Genomic DNA, 15462 nt, shown 5'->3' with positions numbered 1-15462 from the left:
CGGGCGCAAGCGCCCGGAAAAAGCCGCCTTTCACGCCATCGGCCGCGGTGCGGATCGCTTCTGCGCGCCAGCCTTGCACGAAGGGCGCTGCATTGTAGGGCAAGAGCAAAGCGTTGTGCCTGCCGTCGTTCCCACAATTTCCGGTTGGTGGTCGGTTACAACGGATGCAGCGGATAGATCGCGCATCGGCGATGCCTCGCCCCACCAGGAACCAACCCCATGGCCATCGAGCAGATCTGGTTCGGCACCCGCGCGGTGCGCTTCGAGAACGGCGGGAGCACCGGGCCGCAAGTCGAGCTTCTGGACTCCGCCGCGGACTTCGCCTCCCGCACGGTCTCCGGCGGCACCTATGACTACACGGGCAGCGAGTGGCAGCAGCTGCTCGCCTTCACCGGCACGGTCGAGCAGCAGGCGGCACTCGGCATCAACCTCGAGGATGGCGTGGACACCGCGCTCGCCGGCCAGGTGACCACCACCGGCGACCTGCGCGTCGGCGAGGGCGTCGTCGCGCACAACGTCGCCGACATCGGCGGCGGCGGCCGGCTGCTCGACGTGACGAACACGCTCGACAGCGCCGACGATCCCATCGCGATCACCGGCCTTGGCAAGGCCAACGCCGCGAAGCTCTCGGGCGCCAGCCTGGAGGGCAGCGAGACCGGCAACCGCGTGGTCTTCTCCAACGATGCGGGCTTCGGCTTCCTGAACGGCAGCGGCTTCGATCCGAATGGCGGCGCCACCCGGCTCAACGACGGCGACGCGATCAACTTCGAGATCAAGCAGGGCCGCGTGCTGGTGGAGGCGAGCTTCACCGTGCGCGTCGCGAATGCCGGCAGCGCCGGCGTGGTGATCGACAGCGACGGGGCGACGATCCGCGACACCAATGGCGACCTGCAGGGCGGCTTCGTGCAGGACGCCTCGGCGGGCGAGCTCGACCTCGGCCTCCTGGCCAGCGGCACGCGGGTGAAGATCGACTACCTCGCCCGGTCCATCAGCATCAATGACGTCGCCTTCGAGGGCGCGACGGACGCCTTCTTCGACGCCTTCAGCGACGGCGGCTTCAAGGACCTGACCCTCGGCTCGCGCGTCGGCGGCGGCATCGGCTGGTCGGCGGACGACCTCGTGCTCTCCACCGACGATCCGGCGCAGTCCAACGCGCTGCCGCTCGCCGAGGGCTTCACCGGCGGCACCGGCGACGAGGACACCGGCATCGCCGGCCAGGTGCTGGCGAGCGACGGCGACGACGACACGCTGCTGTTCAGCGTCGCGCCCGGCGACGGTCCGGCACATGGCAGCGTCACCCTGGAGGCCGATGGCAGCTTCCTCTATACACCCGACGCTGACTTCCACGGCGACGACGCCTTCACGGTGACGATCACCGACGGCAAGGGCGGCTTCGCCTTCCAGCTGGTGCAAATCTCCGTCGCATCCGTGAACGACGGCCCGGACGCCGCGGCAACGCGCGCCGTCGACACCGACGAGGAGCAGCCGCTCACCTTCACCATCCTCGCCGCGGACAAGGACGGCGGTACGCTGGAATTCGTCATCGCGCCCGGCGACGGCGCCGCGCATGGCGATGTGCAGATCGATGCCGGCAGCGGCGAGGTGACCTACACGCCGGATGCGGACTTCTCCGGCATGGACAGCTTCGTCGTGACGATCGGCGACGGCCAGGGCGGCTTCACCGTCCAGACCGTCACGGTCACCGTCGCGCCGGTGAACGACGCCCCGCTGGCCGAGGGCTTCGAGGGCGGGTCGGGCGACGAGGACAGCGCCATCCTCGGCCAGGTCTTCGCGCTCGACATCGACGGCGACGACCTGGTCTTCACCGTCGAGCCCGGCGACGCGCCCTTCAACGGAGGCGTGCTGGTGGACGCCGACACCGGCGCCTTCACCTACACGCCCGAGCCCGACTGGTTCGGCACCGACAGCTTCATCGTGACCATCCGCGACAACCGCGGCGGGGTGACCACGCAGCTCGTCGAGGTCACCGTGGCGCCGGTCGGCGACGCGCCAGTGGCGGAAGGCTACACCGGCGGCGTCGGCGACGAGGACAGCTCGATCGTCGGCGACGTGCAGGCGAGCGACCCGGACAACGACGCGCTGAGCTTCACCGTGCTGGACGGCGACGGGCCCGCGCATGGCAGCGTGCTGCTGCTCTCCTCCAACGGCAATTTCTGGTACACGCCGCAGTCGAACTTCTCGGGCAGCGACAGCTTCACGGTGACGATCAGCGACGGCAAGGGCGGCACGGCCACGCAGCTCGTCGAGATCACCGTCAACCCGGTCGCCGATCCGGCGAGCTTCACCGGCAAGGCGACCGGCAACGTCGCCGAGGACGGCACGCTGCTGGCGTCCGGCACGCTGACGGTGGTGGATCCCGATCCCGGCGAGGCCGGCTTCCTCGAAACGGGCGGCCTTGCCGGCAGCTATGGCGACTTCACCTTCGTGCTCGCCACCGGCGCATGGACCTACACGCTGCGCAACGGCGACCTGGCGGTGCAGGCGCTGACCACCGGCACGACGGTGCAGGACAGCCTTCTGGTCACCGCGCTCGACGGCGGGACGACGACGATCGTGATCGACATCGCCGGCGCCGACGAGCCCTTCCTGCCGAGCCCCTTCCGCGGCGCCGGCGACCCGAACGACAACCCGCCCACACCGGCCGCCCCCACCGGCACCTACGTCACCTATGGCGACGGCGGCGACTCGATCACCGGCACCTCGGGGTCGGAGCTCATCAGGGCCGGCGACGGCAACGACACGATCACGGCGGGCTCCGGCGACGACGCCGTCTTCGGCGAGGGCGGCAACGACAACATCACCGGCAACAACGGCAACGACTGGATCGACGGCGGGCCGGGCAACGACATCATGTCCGGCGGCGGCAACGACGACGTGCTGATCGGCGGCGACGGCAACGACACGCTGACCGGCTCCTCCGGCGGCGGCACGCTGTATGGCGGCAACGACCACGACTCGCTGAACGGCAGCCCGCTGCTCTATGGCGGTTCGGGCAACGACACGCTGACCGGCTCGACCAGCCTCGCCGACACGCTCTATGGCGGCTCGGGCAACGACTCCATCCGCGGCCGCGGCGGCGAGGACATCCTGATCGGCGGCTACGGCGCGGACACGCTGTCGGGGAGCGTCAGCGGCGGCACCGACGCCGATCGCTTCGTATTCCTCAGCACGGCCGACACCAACGACATCATCACCGACTTCGGCAGCGGCGCGGACCTGCTGGACTTCAGCGCCTTCGGCGGGCTTACGCTGAAGACCGACCCGGGCGCGAACTTCGACGCGGACGACCAGGTCGCCTGGTATGTCTCCGGCGCCAACACGGTCATCATCGTCAACACCGATGGCAACGTGAACAACGCCGAGTTCATGGTGACGCTGAACAACTACACGGCCGGCATCACCGCGGCGAACCTGATCCTGTAGCGGCCCGCTGCCCGCCGCGCCGCGCGCGTAACCTCCGCGCCGGCACGGCGAAGCAGGATCGGGCCGTCCATCGGGCGCAAGGGGCGCTGGCGGGGCGGCGCGAGGAGCTCGCCCGATGAACGCCACCGTCACCTCCGTCGCCGGCAGGCCGCTACCGGCGCAGGCCGCACCGATCGGCGCGGCGGGCCTTGCGGCGATGCCGCGCGCGGCACGCATCGCCTCCTGGCTCGCCGCGGGCTGGATCGCCTGGGAGTTCGGCTACTACGAGCAGTACAAGCTGACCGGCAACGAAGGCTCGGTGCATCTCTTCACCATCCTCTCCGACTGGCTCGGCACGCCGGGCGGGGAGAAGCCCTTCCGCCTGTTCGTCGCGACGCAGGAGATCGTCGCGGCGGTGCTGGTGCTGCTGCCATGGACGCGCGTGCCAGGCGCGGCCCTCTCCTTCGCGACGATGGCGGGCGCGATCTTCTTCCATGTGGTGAGCCCGCTCGGCATCGACCCCTATGGCGATGGCGGCGTGCTGTTCAAGGAAGCCGTGTTCACCCTCGGCATGGCGGCGCTGATCCTGGTGCTGCACCGGCACGAGATCCCGGGCTGGCTGCGGCGCCTGCCGGTGATCGGCAAGCGTTTCGCCTGACGCCGAGGCGGCGCCGCGACGGGCGCCGCCTTCCGCTGCCCTGCAACGCGCAGCGCCGGGCGTCCGACGGGACGCCCGGCGCTTCGCACTGGGATGGCGGGAACCGGCCAGGCCGGCCCCGCCGCCTGGTTCAGCGCCCCGTGCCGGCGCGTGCCATGCGCTCCGCCATCGCCTGCGGCACGTAGATCGTCGTCATGTTCTGGCCCATGCCGATCACGACGGGGACGAAGCCCTCCCGCGGCTGCTGGGCGAAGACGGAATCGAGGTGCATCACGCGGATGTCCCCCATTCCCGTCGGCTCGGTGACCATCACGCGGCCGCCGCCGACCAGGTTCCCCTGGGCCATCGGGCCGTAATCCACCGTCATGTTCTCGCCCGTGCCGACCACGCGCGGGTAGGACTGCGCGGCGGCGGGGCCGGCGGCAACCGCCAGCGCGCCGCCGGCGACGGCGGCGAGGAGAAGCAGCTTCCCAAACGGATTCGACATCGTCACTTTCCCTTCCTACGACCAAGCCTGGATGAGCCGGCCGTGACCGCGCTTCACCTGAAGCGACAGCAGGTCGCGGCCATGCACGCAGCGGGTTGTTGCAGCTTCTATGTCAGCTCTGCTTCGCCGCGGTGATGCGGCTCACGCATGCACCAGGCAGGAAAAGTATCTGAAACCGGCAGCCGGGCCGCCACGACGACGCGCGCATCGTTTCGATGCGCGCGCGGCATCGCACACCGCGTCACGCCGCCTGCCAGCGCTCCCGCCGAACGGCCTCGATGAAGCAGCCGAGGGAGGAGGACCAGCGCCGTCCGGCCACGCTGACCAGGCAGACGCTGCGCGCCGGCGGCGAATCCTCGATCGGGCGCAGCAGCAGCCCCGGCTGCGCGGCGCTGAACTCGGGCAGGAAGCACACGCCCATGCCCGCGGCGACGAGGCTCTGGATCCAGTCCTCGCGCTCGCTGCGGCAGGCATGCACGAGCTTCGCGCCGACCGCGCGCAGCGCTTCGCCCAACACCTCGCGATGCTCGCAGTTGATGCGCGAGAGATAGACCTGCCCGTCCATGTCCCGCATGCGGATGGCGGGCCGCGCCGCGAAGTCATGGCCGGGCGCGCAGGCGACGCGGAAATTCTCGGTGTAGAGCGGCTCGGCCCGCAGCCTGTCGCCGGGGCCTTCGGGCAGCGAGGTCAGCGCGGCGTCCAGCTCGCCGCGCAGCAGCCGCTCGCAGAGCTGGTCCGGCGTTGCGTCGGAGAGCGTGATGGCGATGCCCGGGCGGCGCGCGCGGAAGCGGCTCAGGAAGCCGCCGAAGCGGGCGGGCCCGATCGAGCACATCACGCCGAGCCGCAGGTCCGATCCTTCGAGCCGGCTGTGCAGCGAGACCTGCTGGCGGAGCGAGCGGCTGCGCGCGACGATCTCCTCGAGCTGCGGGTGCACGAGCCGCCCGAGCGCGGTGAGGTGCGTGTTCCCGCGCTCGCGCGCCAGCAGCGGGCCGCCGAGCTCGCGTTCCAGCCGCTGGATCGCGCGCGTCAGCGTCGGCTGCGCGACGCCGCAGGCCTCCGCCGCGCGGGTGAAGTTCATGGTGCGCACGACGGTCAGGAAGTAGTCGATCTCTCGCAGGTCCATCGCATCCGTCCCGCAGGCGCGCGGAATGGCGCGGCCCTGCGGGATGGGCTTCGCCGCGCGCGCGGCGAAGGTTTCGCCCCTACTCCAGCCGGGCGCCCGCGGGCACCTGCATGCCGCGCTGCACGGCGGGGCGCGCGCCGACCATCGCGAACCAGCGGGCGAGGGCGGGAAAATCCTCCAGCCGCTGCTCCGCCCATCCATGCCGTGCGATCCAGGGATAGGCGGCGATGTCGGCGAGCCCGTACTCGTCGCCGGCAAGGAAAGGCGACGCGCCAAGCCGCGTCTCCAGCACGGCATAGGCGCGCGCCACCAACGCGACCGTATGCCGCCGCGCGGCCTCCGGCTTCTCCGGCGCCAGCTCGGTCCAGTGATGCGCCTGGCCGGTGAAGGGACCAAGCGAGGTCAGCACCACCATCAGCCAGGAGAGCGCCGCGCCGCGCGCCGGTCCGGCGGCCGGCAGGAAGCGGCCATGCGCCTCGGCCAGGTGCAGCAGGATCGCGCCGCTCTCGAACAGCGGCGGCGCGCCGTCCTCCTCCAGGATCGGGATCTTGCCGTAGGGATTGAGCGCCAGGATCTCCGGCGCGAATTGCGCGCGCGCACGGATGTTCACGGGCGTGACCGCATAGGTCAGGCCGAGTTCCTCGAGCATGATCGAGACGCGCTGCGAGTTCGGCGTCGCCCAGCCGTAGAAGCGGCGCATGCGCGTGCTCAGGCCGCGCGCGCAGACAGCCCCGCGCGCATCAGCCGCGGCCCGATCGCCGAGGCGATCAGCGTGGTGATCACGATCGCCATGCCGTGCCAGGCCAGCACCATCGCCGCCGCCTGCAGGTGATGCACCAGGCTGAGCCCGACGCTGGCGAGCGCCGCGGCGGAAAGACCGCCCAGCGCAGCAACCGGCGTCGGCCGGATCAGCGCCGCATGCCGCGTCAGCCACAGCATGCCGACGGTCAGCGGCACGCCGAAGCCGACGATGAAGCCGAGGCAGGGAAAGCTCGTGCTCAGCCGCAGCGCCTCCGGCCCGGCACGGAACAGGTCGGCCAGGCAGCCCCAGCCCATGGTGGCGAGCCAGGCCGCCGCCGCCGGCAGCGGCAGCAGCGCCCAGCGTCTGTCGCGGTCGGGTAGGGCGAGTTGGAAGGCGGCGAAGGCGGCCAGGATCCCGGTCGCCGCGGCGCTGAGCAGCTGCGGCGTGTCGAAGCCGGAGGCGAGCCGCGCCGCAAGGTCGTGGCGGAAGCCGAAGAAGGCGACGCCCGCGCCGATCACCGCCGCGGCGAGGCAGAGCCAGACCATCGCCGCAAAGGCGGGATTCCAGACACGCTTGACCGGCTTCAGGCCGGTGGAGAGCTGGTCGATCAGGTCTTCGGTACGCATGGCCCGGTCATTCCTCCACGCCGAACCGCCGCCGGAGCGAGCGGAGTGCGCGGTGCGTCGCGACCTTCAGGGCGCCGACGCTCATGCCGGACCGGCCGCTGGCCTCGGCCAGGGACAGGTCCTCGATCTTGGTGAGGCCGAGCGCGGTGCGCTGCGCCGTGGGCAACTCGCCGACCGCGTCGCGCAGATGCGCGGCCTGCATGCGCAGGGCGACCTCGGCCTCGGCGTCCCGGCCGGGGGCGGCGACCTCGCCGGCCGCCTCGATCTCGACCTCGCGCGCCGCGGAGCGGCCGCGGCTGCGGCCGCGATCCAGCGCACGGCGTTCCGCGATGGCCGCCAGCCAGGGACGGAAGGGGCGCGAGGGGTCGTAGGTGTGGCGCACCCGGTGGATGGTCAGCAGCGCATCCTGCACCGCGTCCTCGACATCGGCGGGATCGCGCAGCCGGGCGCGGCAGATGGCGCGCAGCAGCGGCAGGCATTCGCGCAGAAGCATGTCGTATGCGCGCGCATTGCCCGCCTGGGCAGCCGCCATCAGCTCCGACCAGCGCGCATCGCGCGCGTCGCGGTCGGCAGCATCGGAAGCCCGCTCCGCCCTCACGAGCAGGAAACCGGCCGCAGAGGAACGAAGCGCGGCATCTAACATGGCAGACTATCCCGATCCCCGGCCTCCGCGCGAGCCGTCCCGTACGGCGGGGTCGCGCTGTTCTTCGCCCGGCCGGGTCGCGAAGTTACGCCTGCGTGAGGCCAGACGTTCCGTCCGCTGCTTTTCCTGGCCCCGCCGCCCGGCGCGGGAGTAGGCTTCGCGCATGTTCGCGTCCCCTGCCCCGCGGCATGCCGGCCCGGCACCCGGTCACCGGCGCTCCATTCCGGTGCGCCCCGCGCATGATTCGCATGAGCACAGCGCCCACCGCGCCGCCGAGCAGGCACTGACCGGCCCGGAGCCGGAGCAGGCGGCGCCACGCCCGGTCGGCGAGGGACCGCGCCTGATGGCCGGTGCGCTCGGCAGCCCCGGCCAGCCCCTGCCGGCGCCGACGCGCGCCTATTTCGAGCGACGGCTGGGCCGGGATTTCGGCGGGGTGCGGGTGCATGCGGGCCCCCTGGCCGGCGCCACGGCGCGGGCGATGGGCGCCTCGGCCTACACGCTCGGCAGCGACATCGCCTTCGCCCCCGGTCGCTACGCGCCGGAGAGCGAGAGCGGGCGGCGCCTGCTCGGCCATGAACTCGCCCACGTGGCGCAGCAGGCCGGCGGCTCGCCCCTCGCCGGGCTGGGCGCCGCGCCGCTCGGCGTGCAGCGCGCGGTGGAGACGCTTGGCGGCACCTGGGACACGGACAGCTACACGCTGACCTTCGACGGCTCCGGCAACCATGACGGCTGCGAGATCAACCGGCTGCGGTTCACCCCGAAGGACCCGGTGGATGCGACGAAGATCGGCCTGGTCCAGGCCGTGACGTCACGCGACAATGGCAGCCCGACGGCGATCAACGCGACCGCGGGGGCGCGGTCGATCCCGGCGGGCGAGACCGATGAGGGACTGCACATCGACCGCATGGCGTCGCGCCGGAACCCGGTCTACGGCATGGACGACCCGACGAACGCCAACCCGACGCTCGGCGACTCCACGGCGGCGAGCAATGCGCAATGGGGCTGGCACTATCGTCCGTCCATCTTCGGCTTCGACCTCGGCTTCGTCGCGCACCAGGACGCCACGCTCTATGATGGTCCCGCGCTGCCCGGCCACGGCCCGAATGCCAGCCAGATCTTCGAGACGACCGCACTGGCGGTGGAAGGCACGCAGGCCGGCACCTTCTACGGATCGGTGCGCTGGGGCTGGCAATCCGACGCGTCGAACAACGCGACGCTGCTGCCGCTGTCCGTCATCAGCGTCGGCGTGCCGAGCGCCAGCTTCCGCATCGCCTCCGACCTGTGGAACGAGAACCCGACCTCCAGCGGCGCCAGCACGCTGGAGCTTCCGGTCGCGGCCGGCAGTTCGGGCGGCAAGCTGCCGCGCGACATGACGACGAACGAGATCCTGAGCCGGCTGCGCCAGATCGCGCAGGAACGGCGGGACGCGGTCGCGAACAACATGGTCGCAGCCTTCGGCTTCGGCGAGCCACGCACGACCGAGACGCTCGATTTCGAGGAAGCGGCGCTGCGGCGGGAACTGACCACCCGCATGGGCGACTTCCCGATGCCGAGCGGCGACACGCAGTTCGCGTGACGCCAGGATGGGCGATCTCGCGGCACGGCTGACCGGCCTCGGCTACCAGGGGCTCTTCCTGCGCATGCCGCCGGAAGCACCCAGGCTGTGGCGGGAACCGGGCGCGCCAGCGGCGCTGGCGGCCCTCGCGGCCGATCCCGCGGCGCAGCCGGAGGCGCGCTTCCTGGCCGCCGAGGTGACGGCCGCCGGAGGCGGCGCGCTGCCGGGCGCACCGGCGCCGCTGCTGGCGGAAGCCTATGCGGCGGCCCTGGCGGCCGCGCGGCTCGGCAATGTGTGGGGCCTGCCCGGCGCGCTGGACACGCCTGCCGCACGGAACCTGCTTTCGCTCGGCGAAGCCGCCATCCCGCGCTTGCGTCCGCTGCTCGGCGACGGGCGGGAACTGCGCTACGGCGGCAGCGAGGACGCCACGATCGGCAACGCGGCGCATTGGCGGATCAAGGATTTTGCGGCGTCCTTCATTGCCGCGATCCGTGGCGACGCCTTCGACGCAGGCGCGGCGCCGGCGGCGCGCGACGCCGCGATTGCGCGGATGCTCGCAGGGCCGTGATCGCGCGGCGGCGCGCGGGCCGCTGAATCCACGCTTTCTCCAGAACTCCTCAAGGCCGCCTCCAAGCGGGCGCGGCCGCGCATGGCCAGGATGCCGCCACGTCCCGCCGAGGGGCCGGTGCGCGGCACCGGGCAACGCGGCGGGGCGGGACTGCAACCCCGCGAGGAGACGCTCCATGTCCGCCACCGCCGAAACCGCCGCTCCCGTCACCGCGAAGGCGCCGCCGCCGCCGCGGCACGGCGTGAACACGCCCGCGCTGTTCGCCACCATCAACGTGGTGAAGGGCCAGCCCGAGCTCGCCAAGTTCCAGTTCCGCGCGAAAAGCGCGTGGCAGTCCGGCACCCACATGCGGAGCACGATGGAGAGCTTCGCCGGTGCCGGCGGCGAGCACGCGCACAAGGCGCCGACCGTGGCCGACAGCGACCATCCCGCCGTGCTCTGCGGCGAGGATGCCGGGCCGACGCCGGTGGAGTGGCTGCTGCACGCGCTCGCCGGCTGCCTCACCGCGGGCATCGCGAACATCGCCGCCGCGCGCGGCGTGACGCTGACCAAGGTGGAGGCGACGGTCGAGGGCGACATCGACCTGCGCGGCATCCTCGGCCTGTCCGACGAGGTGCGGAACGGATTCGAGGAGATCCGCATCAGCTTCGACATCGCCGGCGATGCGCCGGCGGAGAAGCTGCAGGAGATCGTGCGCCAGTCCGTCGCCCGCTCCGCGGTCTTCGACATGCTGACCAACGGCCTGCCGGTCACCGTCTCGGCGAAGGCCTGACACGCGACGCCGGCCGCATCGGCGGCCGGCGCCTTCCCTTCCAAGGACAGATCGCCATGCGCAGCACCGACGCCGTCGTGATCGGCGCGGGCCAGGCCGGCCTCGCCATCAGCCATGAGTTCACGCGCCTCGGCATCGCGCATGTCGTGCTGGAGCGCGGCCGCGTCGCGGAACGCTGGCGCAGCGAGCGCTGGGAGAGCCTGCGGCTGCTCACGCCCAACTGGATGAACGGCCTGCCCGGCCAGCCCTATGCCGGCCCCGATCCCGACGGCTTCATGACCATGCCGGAGGTGATCGGCTTCCTCGACGCCTATGCCGCGAGCGCGCCGGTCGAGACGGAGACGAAGGTGCGCGCGCTGCGCAGCCTCGGCGGCGCGTACCTGCTTGAGACGAGCCGCGGCACCTGGCGCGCGCGCGTGGTCGTGGTCGCCACTGGCCATTGCGGCCTGCCCGCGGTGCCGCGCTTCGCCGCGAGCCTTCCGCCAGCGATCCGCCAGCTCACGCCCTCCAGCTACCGCAATCCGGGGCAGTTGCCCGAAGGCGGCGTGCTGGTGGTGGGCGCCGGCGCCTCCGCGCTGCAGATCGCCGAGGAAATCGCCGCCGCCGGGCGGAAGGTGATCCTCTCGGCCGGGCGGCACACCCGCCTGCCGCGGCGCTATCGTGGCCGCGACATCTGGTGGTGGATGCACCGGGCCGGCGTGCCGGAGGACCGCGCGGAGGATCAGGCGGATCTCGCCCGCGCACGCGCGCAGCCCTCGCTGCAGCTGGTCGGCAGCACGCCGCCACGCGACATCGATCTCGGTACGCTGCGCGAGATGGGTGTGCGGGTGGTCGGCCGGATGCGCGGCGCCGCGGGACGGCTCGCGCAGTTCTGCGACGACCTGGCGGAGAATGTCGCGGGCGCCCAGAAGCCGCTGCACAGCCTGCTCGCGCGGATCGACCCCGTGGCCGACGCGCTCGACGCGCCGCGCGAGGACTGGCCCGTGCCGCTCGCCGGCTTCGGCCCGGCGCCCGAGCGTCTCGACCTGAGGACGGAGCGCATCGGCGGCGTCGTCTGGGCCACCGGCTATCGCCGCGACAACACCTGGCTGCGCATCCCCGGGCTGCTCGATGAGGCGGGCGAGGTCCGCCACCGCGGCGGCGTCACGGCCGCGCCCGGCCTCTACCTGCTCGGCCTGCGCTTCCTGCGCCGGCGCAGCTCCAACTTCATCGGCGGCGTCGGCGCGGATGCGGCGGCGATCGCCCAGCAGGCGGCCGGGCATCTCGCCCAGCACGCCTTCCGCGAAAGCGGCCGCAGGGCGGCCTGAGGAGACATGCCATGTCCGCGACACGACGCTACGACGCCATCGTGGTCGGCGCGCGCTGCGCCGGCGCCGCCACGGCCATGCTGATGGCCCGCAAGGGCATGCGGGTGCTGGTGCTGGACCGCGGCGCCTACGGCACCGACACGCTATCCACCCACGCGCTGATGCGCGGCGGCGTGCTGCAGCTGGCGCGCTGGGGCGTGCTGCCGCGCATCCTTGCCGCCGGCACGCCTGCCGTGCGCCGCACGAGCTTCCACTACGGCGCGGAGGAGATCGCCATCGATCTGCGCGCGGGCGCCGGCGTGGACGCGCTCTATGCGCCGCGGCGTTCGGTCCTGGACGCGGCGCTGGTGGATGCAGCCATCGAGGCCGGCGCCGAGATCCGCCACGGCGAGATCGTCTTCGCGCTGGACCGGCGCGGCGAGCGCGTCACCGGCGTCGTCGCGCTCGACGCCGAGGGCAACCGACAGGAGATCGCGGCCGATCTGGTGGTCGGCGCTGACGGCATCGGCTCCGCCGTCGCGCGGCTCGCCGAGGCGCCGATGCTGCGGGAAGCGCGGCACGCCACCGCGACCGTCTTCGGCTACTGGTCCGGCATCGGCACCGAGGGCTATCACTGGCACTACGTGCCGGGCGCCAGCGCCGGCGCCATCCCGACCAATGCCGGGCTGCATTGCGTCTTCGTCTCCGTCCCGCCCTCCACATGGCGCGCGCGCTTCCGCGGCGCGCCGGGCCCGGCCTTCGCCGAGACGCTGCGCGAGGTGGCGCCGGCGCTGGCCGCGCGGACCGAGCAAGGCGTGCGCGCCGGCGCGCTGTCGGTGTTCGCCGGACGGCGCGGCTTCCTGCGGCAGCCCTGGGGGCTCGGCTGGGCGCTGGTCGGCGATGCCGGCTACTTCAAGGATCCGATCACCGCGCATGGCATGACCGATGCGCTGCGCGACGCCGAGGCGCTGGCGGAAGCCGCCGCGCGCGGCACGCCCGCGGCCTTCGCGGACTACGCCGCGACGCGCGACGCGCTCTCCCTGCCGCTGTTCGAGGCGACGGACGCGATCGCCGCCTTCGACTGGGACCTGCCAGGCGTGCAGGCGCTGCACAAGGCGCTGAACCAGGCCATGAAGCGCGAGGTCGAGCACATGCTCGGCGCGCGCGGCCCCGCGCTTCGGGAGGCCGCGTGATGCGCGGCGATCATCGCGGCGATCCTTGGGCCATGACGCTCGCCGGCAGGCCACGGATCGGCCAGCGTGCCGCGCGACGCCGCACCACCAGCGCGCGCGACGTGGACCTGTTTGCCGCGATGACGGGCGACCGCAACCCGCTGCATTTCGACGCTGCGGTCGCCGCGCGCTCGCCCTTCGGCGGGCTGATCGTGCAGGGCGGCGTCACCTCCGGCCTGCTCAACGCAGTGGTCGCGGAGGAGCTGCCGGGACCCGGCAGCGTCTTCCTCGGCACCGAATGGCGCTTCGTGAAGGCGGTGCGCATCGGCGAGACGATCGAGGCGGAGGTGGAGGTCACAGCGCTGCGCGAGGACAAGCCGATCTGCACGCTACGCACCACCGTGCGCAACGCGGCCGGCGAGGACTGCCTGGTCGGCACGGCCGTCACCTGGACCGCGCCGCTGCGCAATCTCCAGGAAGACTCAAGCGCGCCCGAAGCCGGCCTCCAAGCGACGAAGAAGCACCAAGCCTAGCTTGCCCATGCCGATAACAGGGTCGGCGACGACACAGGAGATCAGACGATGTTCGTGATCCATAACCCGATCGTGCTCCGCCACCGGCACGGTGCCGAGTGGATGCGCCACGTCGCCGGGCACGCGCTGCAACGGCAGCGGGCGGAGGAGGCGCGCGCGGCGCAGGACGCCGCCTGGCGCCTGCTCGAGGCCTTCATCCCCTGCGGGTGAGACCGGCGCGCGACGCGGCGGCGGGCGCGCCTTCCGGCAAGCCCGCCCGCCGCAGACCCTCCGCGAAGAGCTCGATCTTCGCCGCGTCGCGGCAGAAGAAGAAATCCCCGCGCGCGGTGGCGATGTCGTAGCCGGGATGGCGTTCGCGCAACGTCGCGACCGCCCGTTCCGCTTCCTCCTTGCGTCCCAGCAGCCCGAGTGCGGCGGCCAGCACCGCGAATGGCCAGTGCTTCGCATTCGGCACCCGCATCCCCTGCCGCGCGAAGGCCACCGCGGCATCGAGGTCGCCCAGGAAGAAATGCGCCAGCGCGCGCGTGGCGTGGAAGCTGGCGATGTGCGGATCGCGCGGGCTGAGTTCCGTCGCGCGCTCGATGCAGGCCAGCGCCTCCTCCTCCCGCCCGCAGCAGGTGAGCGTGAAGCCGAGTGCGTACCAGGCCTGCGCGAAGCTCGGGTTCAGCTCCAGCGCCTCCTCCAGCCGGGCGATCCCTTCCTCGTAGTCCTGCAGGAAGGTGTGGGCGCGGCCGAGCACGCAGAGGTTCATGCAATCCTGGTCGTCCAGCGCGACGGCGGTGCGCGCCTCCGCCATCGCCGCCGCGATCAGCGCGGGCCGATCCTCCGGCGGGCGCAGCACCGCGCTCTGCAGATGCACATAGGCGAGCGCGCCATGCGCGCGGGCGAAGCCCGGATCGATCTCCAGCGCGCGGCGGAACATCGCCGCGGCCTCCTCCATCCCCGGCACGGTGAAGCCCCAGAGGTGCCAGAGGCCGCGCTGGTAGCAATCCCAGGCGTCGAAGCTGCGTGGCGGGCGGCGCACCGCGGCCTCGCGCTCGATGCGTCCGAGCTCGGGCTCGATCGTCGCGGCGATCTGCTCGGCCATGCTTTGCTGGATGTCGAGCAGGTGGTCCAGCGTGAAGGCGTGCGTGTCTGACCAGAGCTGGCGCCCGCTCTCGGCACAGACCAGGTCGGCGGTGATGCGCACGCGCTCCCCATGCCGCAGCACGCTGCCCTGCACGAGGTAGCGCACGCCGAGCGCGACGCCGATCTCGCGCGCATCCACCTCGCGGCCCTTGTAGGGCGCGCCGGAATGCCGGCTCAGCACCTCCAGCCAGTGGTGCCGCGCGAGCAGGCGGATGATGTCCTCCGTCAGGCCGTAGCTGAAATACTCCGTGTCCGGCTCCGGGCTGAGATTGGCGAAGGGCAGCACGACGATGGAGGGCCGGCGCGACGGCTGCGCCTCGGCCGGCGCGGGCGGCGCTTCGGGCTCCGCCTCCGGCGTGTCCGGCGCTGCCGCTGCGTCCTCCAGTTCGCGCACGGCAGCGACGAATCGGAAGCCGCGCTTGTGGACGGTGCGGATCACCTCCTGCCGGTCGCCGTCGTCGCCCACCGCCTTGCGCGCGGCGTTGATCCGGCTGCTCAGCGCCGCCTCGGAGACGATGCGGCCCTGCCAGATGGTGTCGAACAGCTCGTCCTTGCCGACCACGCGGTCGCGGTTGCGCAGCAGGTGAACCAGCAGGTCGAAGACCTGGGGCTCGACATGCACGACATCGTCGCCGCGGCGCAGCTCCTGCCGCCGCAGATCCACTTCGACATCGCCGAAGCCGAGCCGCATGCGCCTGCCCTGCCTCCCGCCTGTTTCGCGGATGCCGCGATACCGCAACACGCGG

At 72.4% G+C, this 15462-nt stretch carries 15 protein-coding genes; 9 read left to right on the top strand and 6 right to left on the bottom strand.

The features are described from left to right. Positions 1-219 precede the first annotated feature (219 nt). The gene (locus DFH01_RS18820; protein ID WP_109872014.1) at positions 220-3444 is read left to right on the top strand and encodes a tandem-95 repeat protein; all 3225 of its coding nucleotides are present in this window, start codon (positions 220-222) and stop codon (positions 3442-3444) included. Between the two features lie 115 nt (positions 3445-3559). Then, positions 3560-4081: a DoxX family protein gene (locus tag DFH01_RS18815; protein WP_109872013.1), complete on the top strand. Its 522-nt coding sequence runs from the start codon at positions 3560-3562 to the stop codon at positions 4079-4081. A gap of 130 nt (positions 4082-4211) precedes the next feature. Here the strand turns inward: DFH01_RS18815 and DFH01_RS18810 are convergent, their stop codons facing one another. The 5 genes from DFH01_RS18810 to DFH01_RS18790 all read right to left on the bottom strand — a co-directional run bounded on the left by DFH01_RS18810 (position 4212) and on the right by DFH01_RS18790 (position 7702). Continuing rightward, positions 4212-4568 carry a hypothetical protein gene (locus DFH01_RS18810; protein ID WP_109872012.1) on the bottom strand — a complete coding sequence of 119 codons (357 nt, stop codon included), beginning with the start codon at positions 4566-4568 and terminating at the stop codon, positions 4212-4214. Positions 4569-4809: 241 nt separating this feature from the next. Continuing rightward, entirely contained in the window at positions 4810-5691 is an 882-nt protein-coding gene (locus DFH01_RS18805; RefSeq protein WP_158287818.1) for a LysR family transcriptional regulator, read from the bottom strand. Positions 5692-5770: 79 nt separating this feature from the next. Continuing rightward, entirely contained in the window at positions 5771-6391 is a 621-nt protein-coding gene (locus DFH01_RS18800; protein WP_109872010.1) for a glutathione S-transferase family protein, read from the bottom strand. Between the two features lie 8 nt (positions 6392-6399). Further along, positions 6400-7059 carry an NrsF family protein gene (locus DFH01_RS18795; RefSeq protein ID WP_109872009.1) on the bottom strand — a complete coding sequence of 220 codons (660 nt, stop codon included), beginning with the start codon at positions 7057-7059 and terminating at the stop codon, positions 6400-6402. Positions 7060-7066: 7 nt separating this feature from the next. After that, positions 7067-7702 (bottom strand): RNA polymerase sigma factor, encoded by a 636-nt coding sequence (locus tag DFH01_RS18790; RefSeq protein ID WP_109872008.1) that lies wholly within the window; start codon positions 7700-7702, stop codon positions 7067-7069. A gap of 163 nt (positions 7703-7865) precedes the next feature. On the opposite strand from DFH01_RS18790, the gene DFH01_RS18785 reads away from it, so the two are divergent. The 7 genes from DFH01_RS18785 to DFH01_RS28275 all read left to right on the top strand — a co-directional run bounded on the left by DFH01_RS18785 (position 7866) and on the right by DFH01_RS28275 (position 13798). Continuing rightward, positions 7866-9278: an eCIS core domain-containing protein gene (locus tag DFH01_RS18785; RefSeq protein WP_109872007.1), complete on the top strand. Its 1413-nt coding sequence runs from the start codon at positions 7866-7868 to the stop codon at positions 9276-9278. 7 nt (positions 9279-9285) lie between these two features. Continuing rightward, positions 9286-9825 (top strand): hypothetical protein, encoded by a 540-nt coding sequence (locus DFH01_RS18780; protein ID WP_109872006.1) that lies wholly within the window; start codon positions 9286-9288, stop codon positions 9823-9825. 175 nt (positions 9826-10000) lie between these two features. Next, positions 10001-10597 carry an OsmC family protein gene (locus DFH01_RS18775; RefSeq protein WP_109872005.1) on the top strand — a complete coding sequence of 199 codons (597 nt, stop codon included), beginning with the start codon at positions 10001-10003 and terminating at the stop codon, positions 10595-10597. A gap of 56 nt (positions 10598-10653) precedes the next feature. Continuing rightward, on the top strand, positions 10654-11904 hold the full coding sequence (locus DFH01_RS18770; protein ID WP_109872004.1) for a flavin-containing monooxygenase: 1251 nt from the start codon (positions 10654-10656) through the stop codon (positions 11902-11904). An 11-nt stretch (positions 11905-11915) separates the two neighbouring features. Next, a complete protein-coding gene (locus tag DFH01_RS18765) occupies positions 11916-13076 on the top strand; it encodes an NAD(P)/FAD-dependent oxidoreductase (RefSeq protein ID WP_109872003.1) in 1161 nt (386 codons plus the stop codon). A 32-nt stretch (positions 13077-13108) separates the two neighbouring features. Beyond that, positions 13109-13588 carry a MaoC family dehydratase gene (locus DFH01_RS18760; RefSeq protein ID WP_109872389.1) on the top strand — a complete coding sequence of 160 codons (480 nt, stop codon included), beginning with the start codon at positions 13109-13111 and terminating at the stop codon, positions 13586-13588. A gap of 48 nt (positions 13589-13636) precedes the next feature. Then, a complete protein-coding gene (locus DFH01_RS28275; protein WP_158287817.1) occupies positions 13637-13798 on the top strand; it encodes a hypothetical protein in 162 nt (53 codons plus the stop codon). Here DFH01_RS28275 and DFH01_RS18755 read toward each other — a convergent pair. Next, positions 13782-15407, bottom strand: a complete 1626-nt coding sequence (locus DFH01_RS18755) for a winged helix-turn-helix domain-containing tetratricopeptide repeat protein (protein ID WP_109872002.1) — start codon at positions 15405-15407, stop codon at positions 13782-13784. The genes DFH01_RS28275 and DFH01_RS18755 overlap by 17 nt on opposite strands. Positions 15408-15462 lie beyond the last annotated feature (55 nt).

It is taken from the genome of Falsiroseomonas bella (assembly GCF_003173615.1).
In the GTDB taxonomy this organism is placed as follows: domain Bacteria; phylum Pseudomonadota; class Alphaproteobacteria; order Acetobacterales; family Acetobacteraceae; genus Falsiroseomonas; species Falsiroseomonas bella.
This window is presented reverse-complemented; position numbering and strand designations above follow the sequence as displayed.

Excerpts from the sequence above, each read along its gene's own strand:
- DFH01_RS18815 (WP_109872013.1), top strand. The coding sequence starts at position 3,560 with ATGAACGCCACCGTCACCTCCGTCGCCGGCAGGCCGCTACCGGCGCAG.
- DFH01_RS18810 (WP_109872012.1), bottom strand. The coding sequence starts at position 4,568 with ATGTCGAATCCGTTTGGGAAGCTGCTTCTCCTCGCCGCCGTCGCCGGC.
- DFH01_RS18770 (WP_109872004.1), top strand. The coding sequence starts at position 10,654 with ATGCGCAGCACCGACGCCGTCGTGATCGGCGCGGGCCAGGCCGGCCTC.
- DFH01_RS18820 (WP_109872014.1), top strand. The coding sequence starts at position 220 with ATGGCCATCGAGCAGATCTGGTTCGGCACCCGCGCGGTGCGCTTCGAG.
- DFH01_RS18800 (WP_109872010.1), bottom strand. The coding sequence starts at position 6,391 with ATGCGCCGCTTCTACGGCTGGGCGACGCCGAACTCGCAGCGCGTCTCG.
- DFH01_RS18775 (WP_109872005.1), top strand. The coding sequence starts at position 10,001 with ATGTCCGCCACCGCCGAAACCGCCGCTCCCGTCACCGCGAAGGCGCCG.
- DFH01_RS18765 (WP_109872003.1), top strand. The coding sequence starts at position 11,916 with ATGTCCGCGACACGACGCTACGACGCCATCGTGGTCGGCGCGCGCTGC.
- DFH01_RS18795 (WP_109872009.1), bottom strand. The coding sequence starts at position 7,059 with ATGCGTACCGAAGACCTGATCGACCAGCTCTCCACCGGCCTGAAGCCG.
- DFH01_RS18805 (WP_158287818.1), bottom strand. The coding sequence starts at position 5,691 with ATGGACCTGCGAGAGATCGACTACTTCCTGACCGTCGTGCGCACCATG.
- DFH01_RS18780 (WP_109872006.1), top strand. The coding sequence starts at position 9,286 with ATGGGCGATCTCGCGGCACGGCTGACCGGCCTCGGCTACCAGGGGCTC.
- DFH01_RS18760 (WP_109872389.1), top strand. The coding sequence starts at position 13,109 with ATGACGCTCGCCGGCAGGCCACGGATCGGCCAGCGTGCCGCGCGACGC.
- DFH01_RS28275 (WP_158287817.1), top strand. The coding sequence starts at position 13,637 with ATGTTCGTGATCCATAACCCGATCGTGCTCCGCCACCGGCACGGTGCC.
- DFH01_RS18755 (WP_109872002.1), bottom strand. The coding sequence starts at position 15,407 with ATGCGGCTCGGCTTCGGCGATGTCGAAGTGGATCTGCGGCGGCAGGAG.
- DFH01_RS18790 (WP_109872008.1), bottom strand. The coding sequence starts at position 7,702 with ATGTTAGATGCCGCGCTTCGTTCCTCTGCGGCCGGTTTCCTGCTCGTG.
- DFH01_RS18785 (WP_109872007.1), top strand. The coding sequence starts at position 7,866 with ATGTTCGCGTCCCCTGCCCCGCGGCATGCCGGCCCGGCACCCGGTCAC.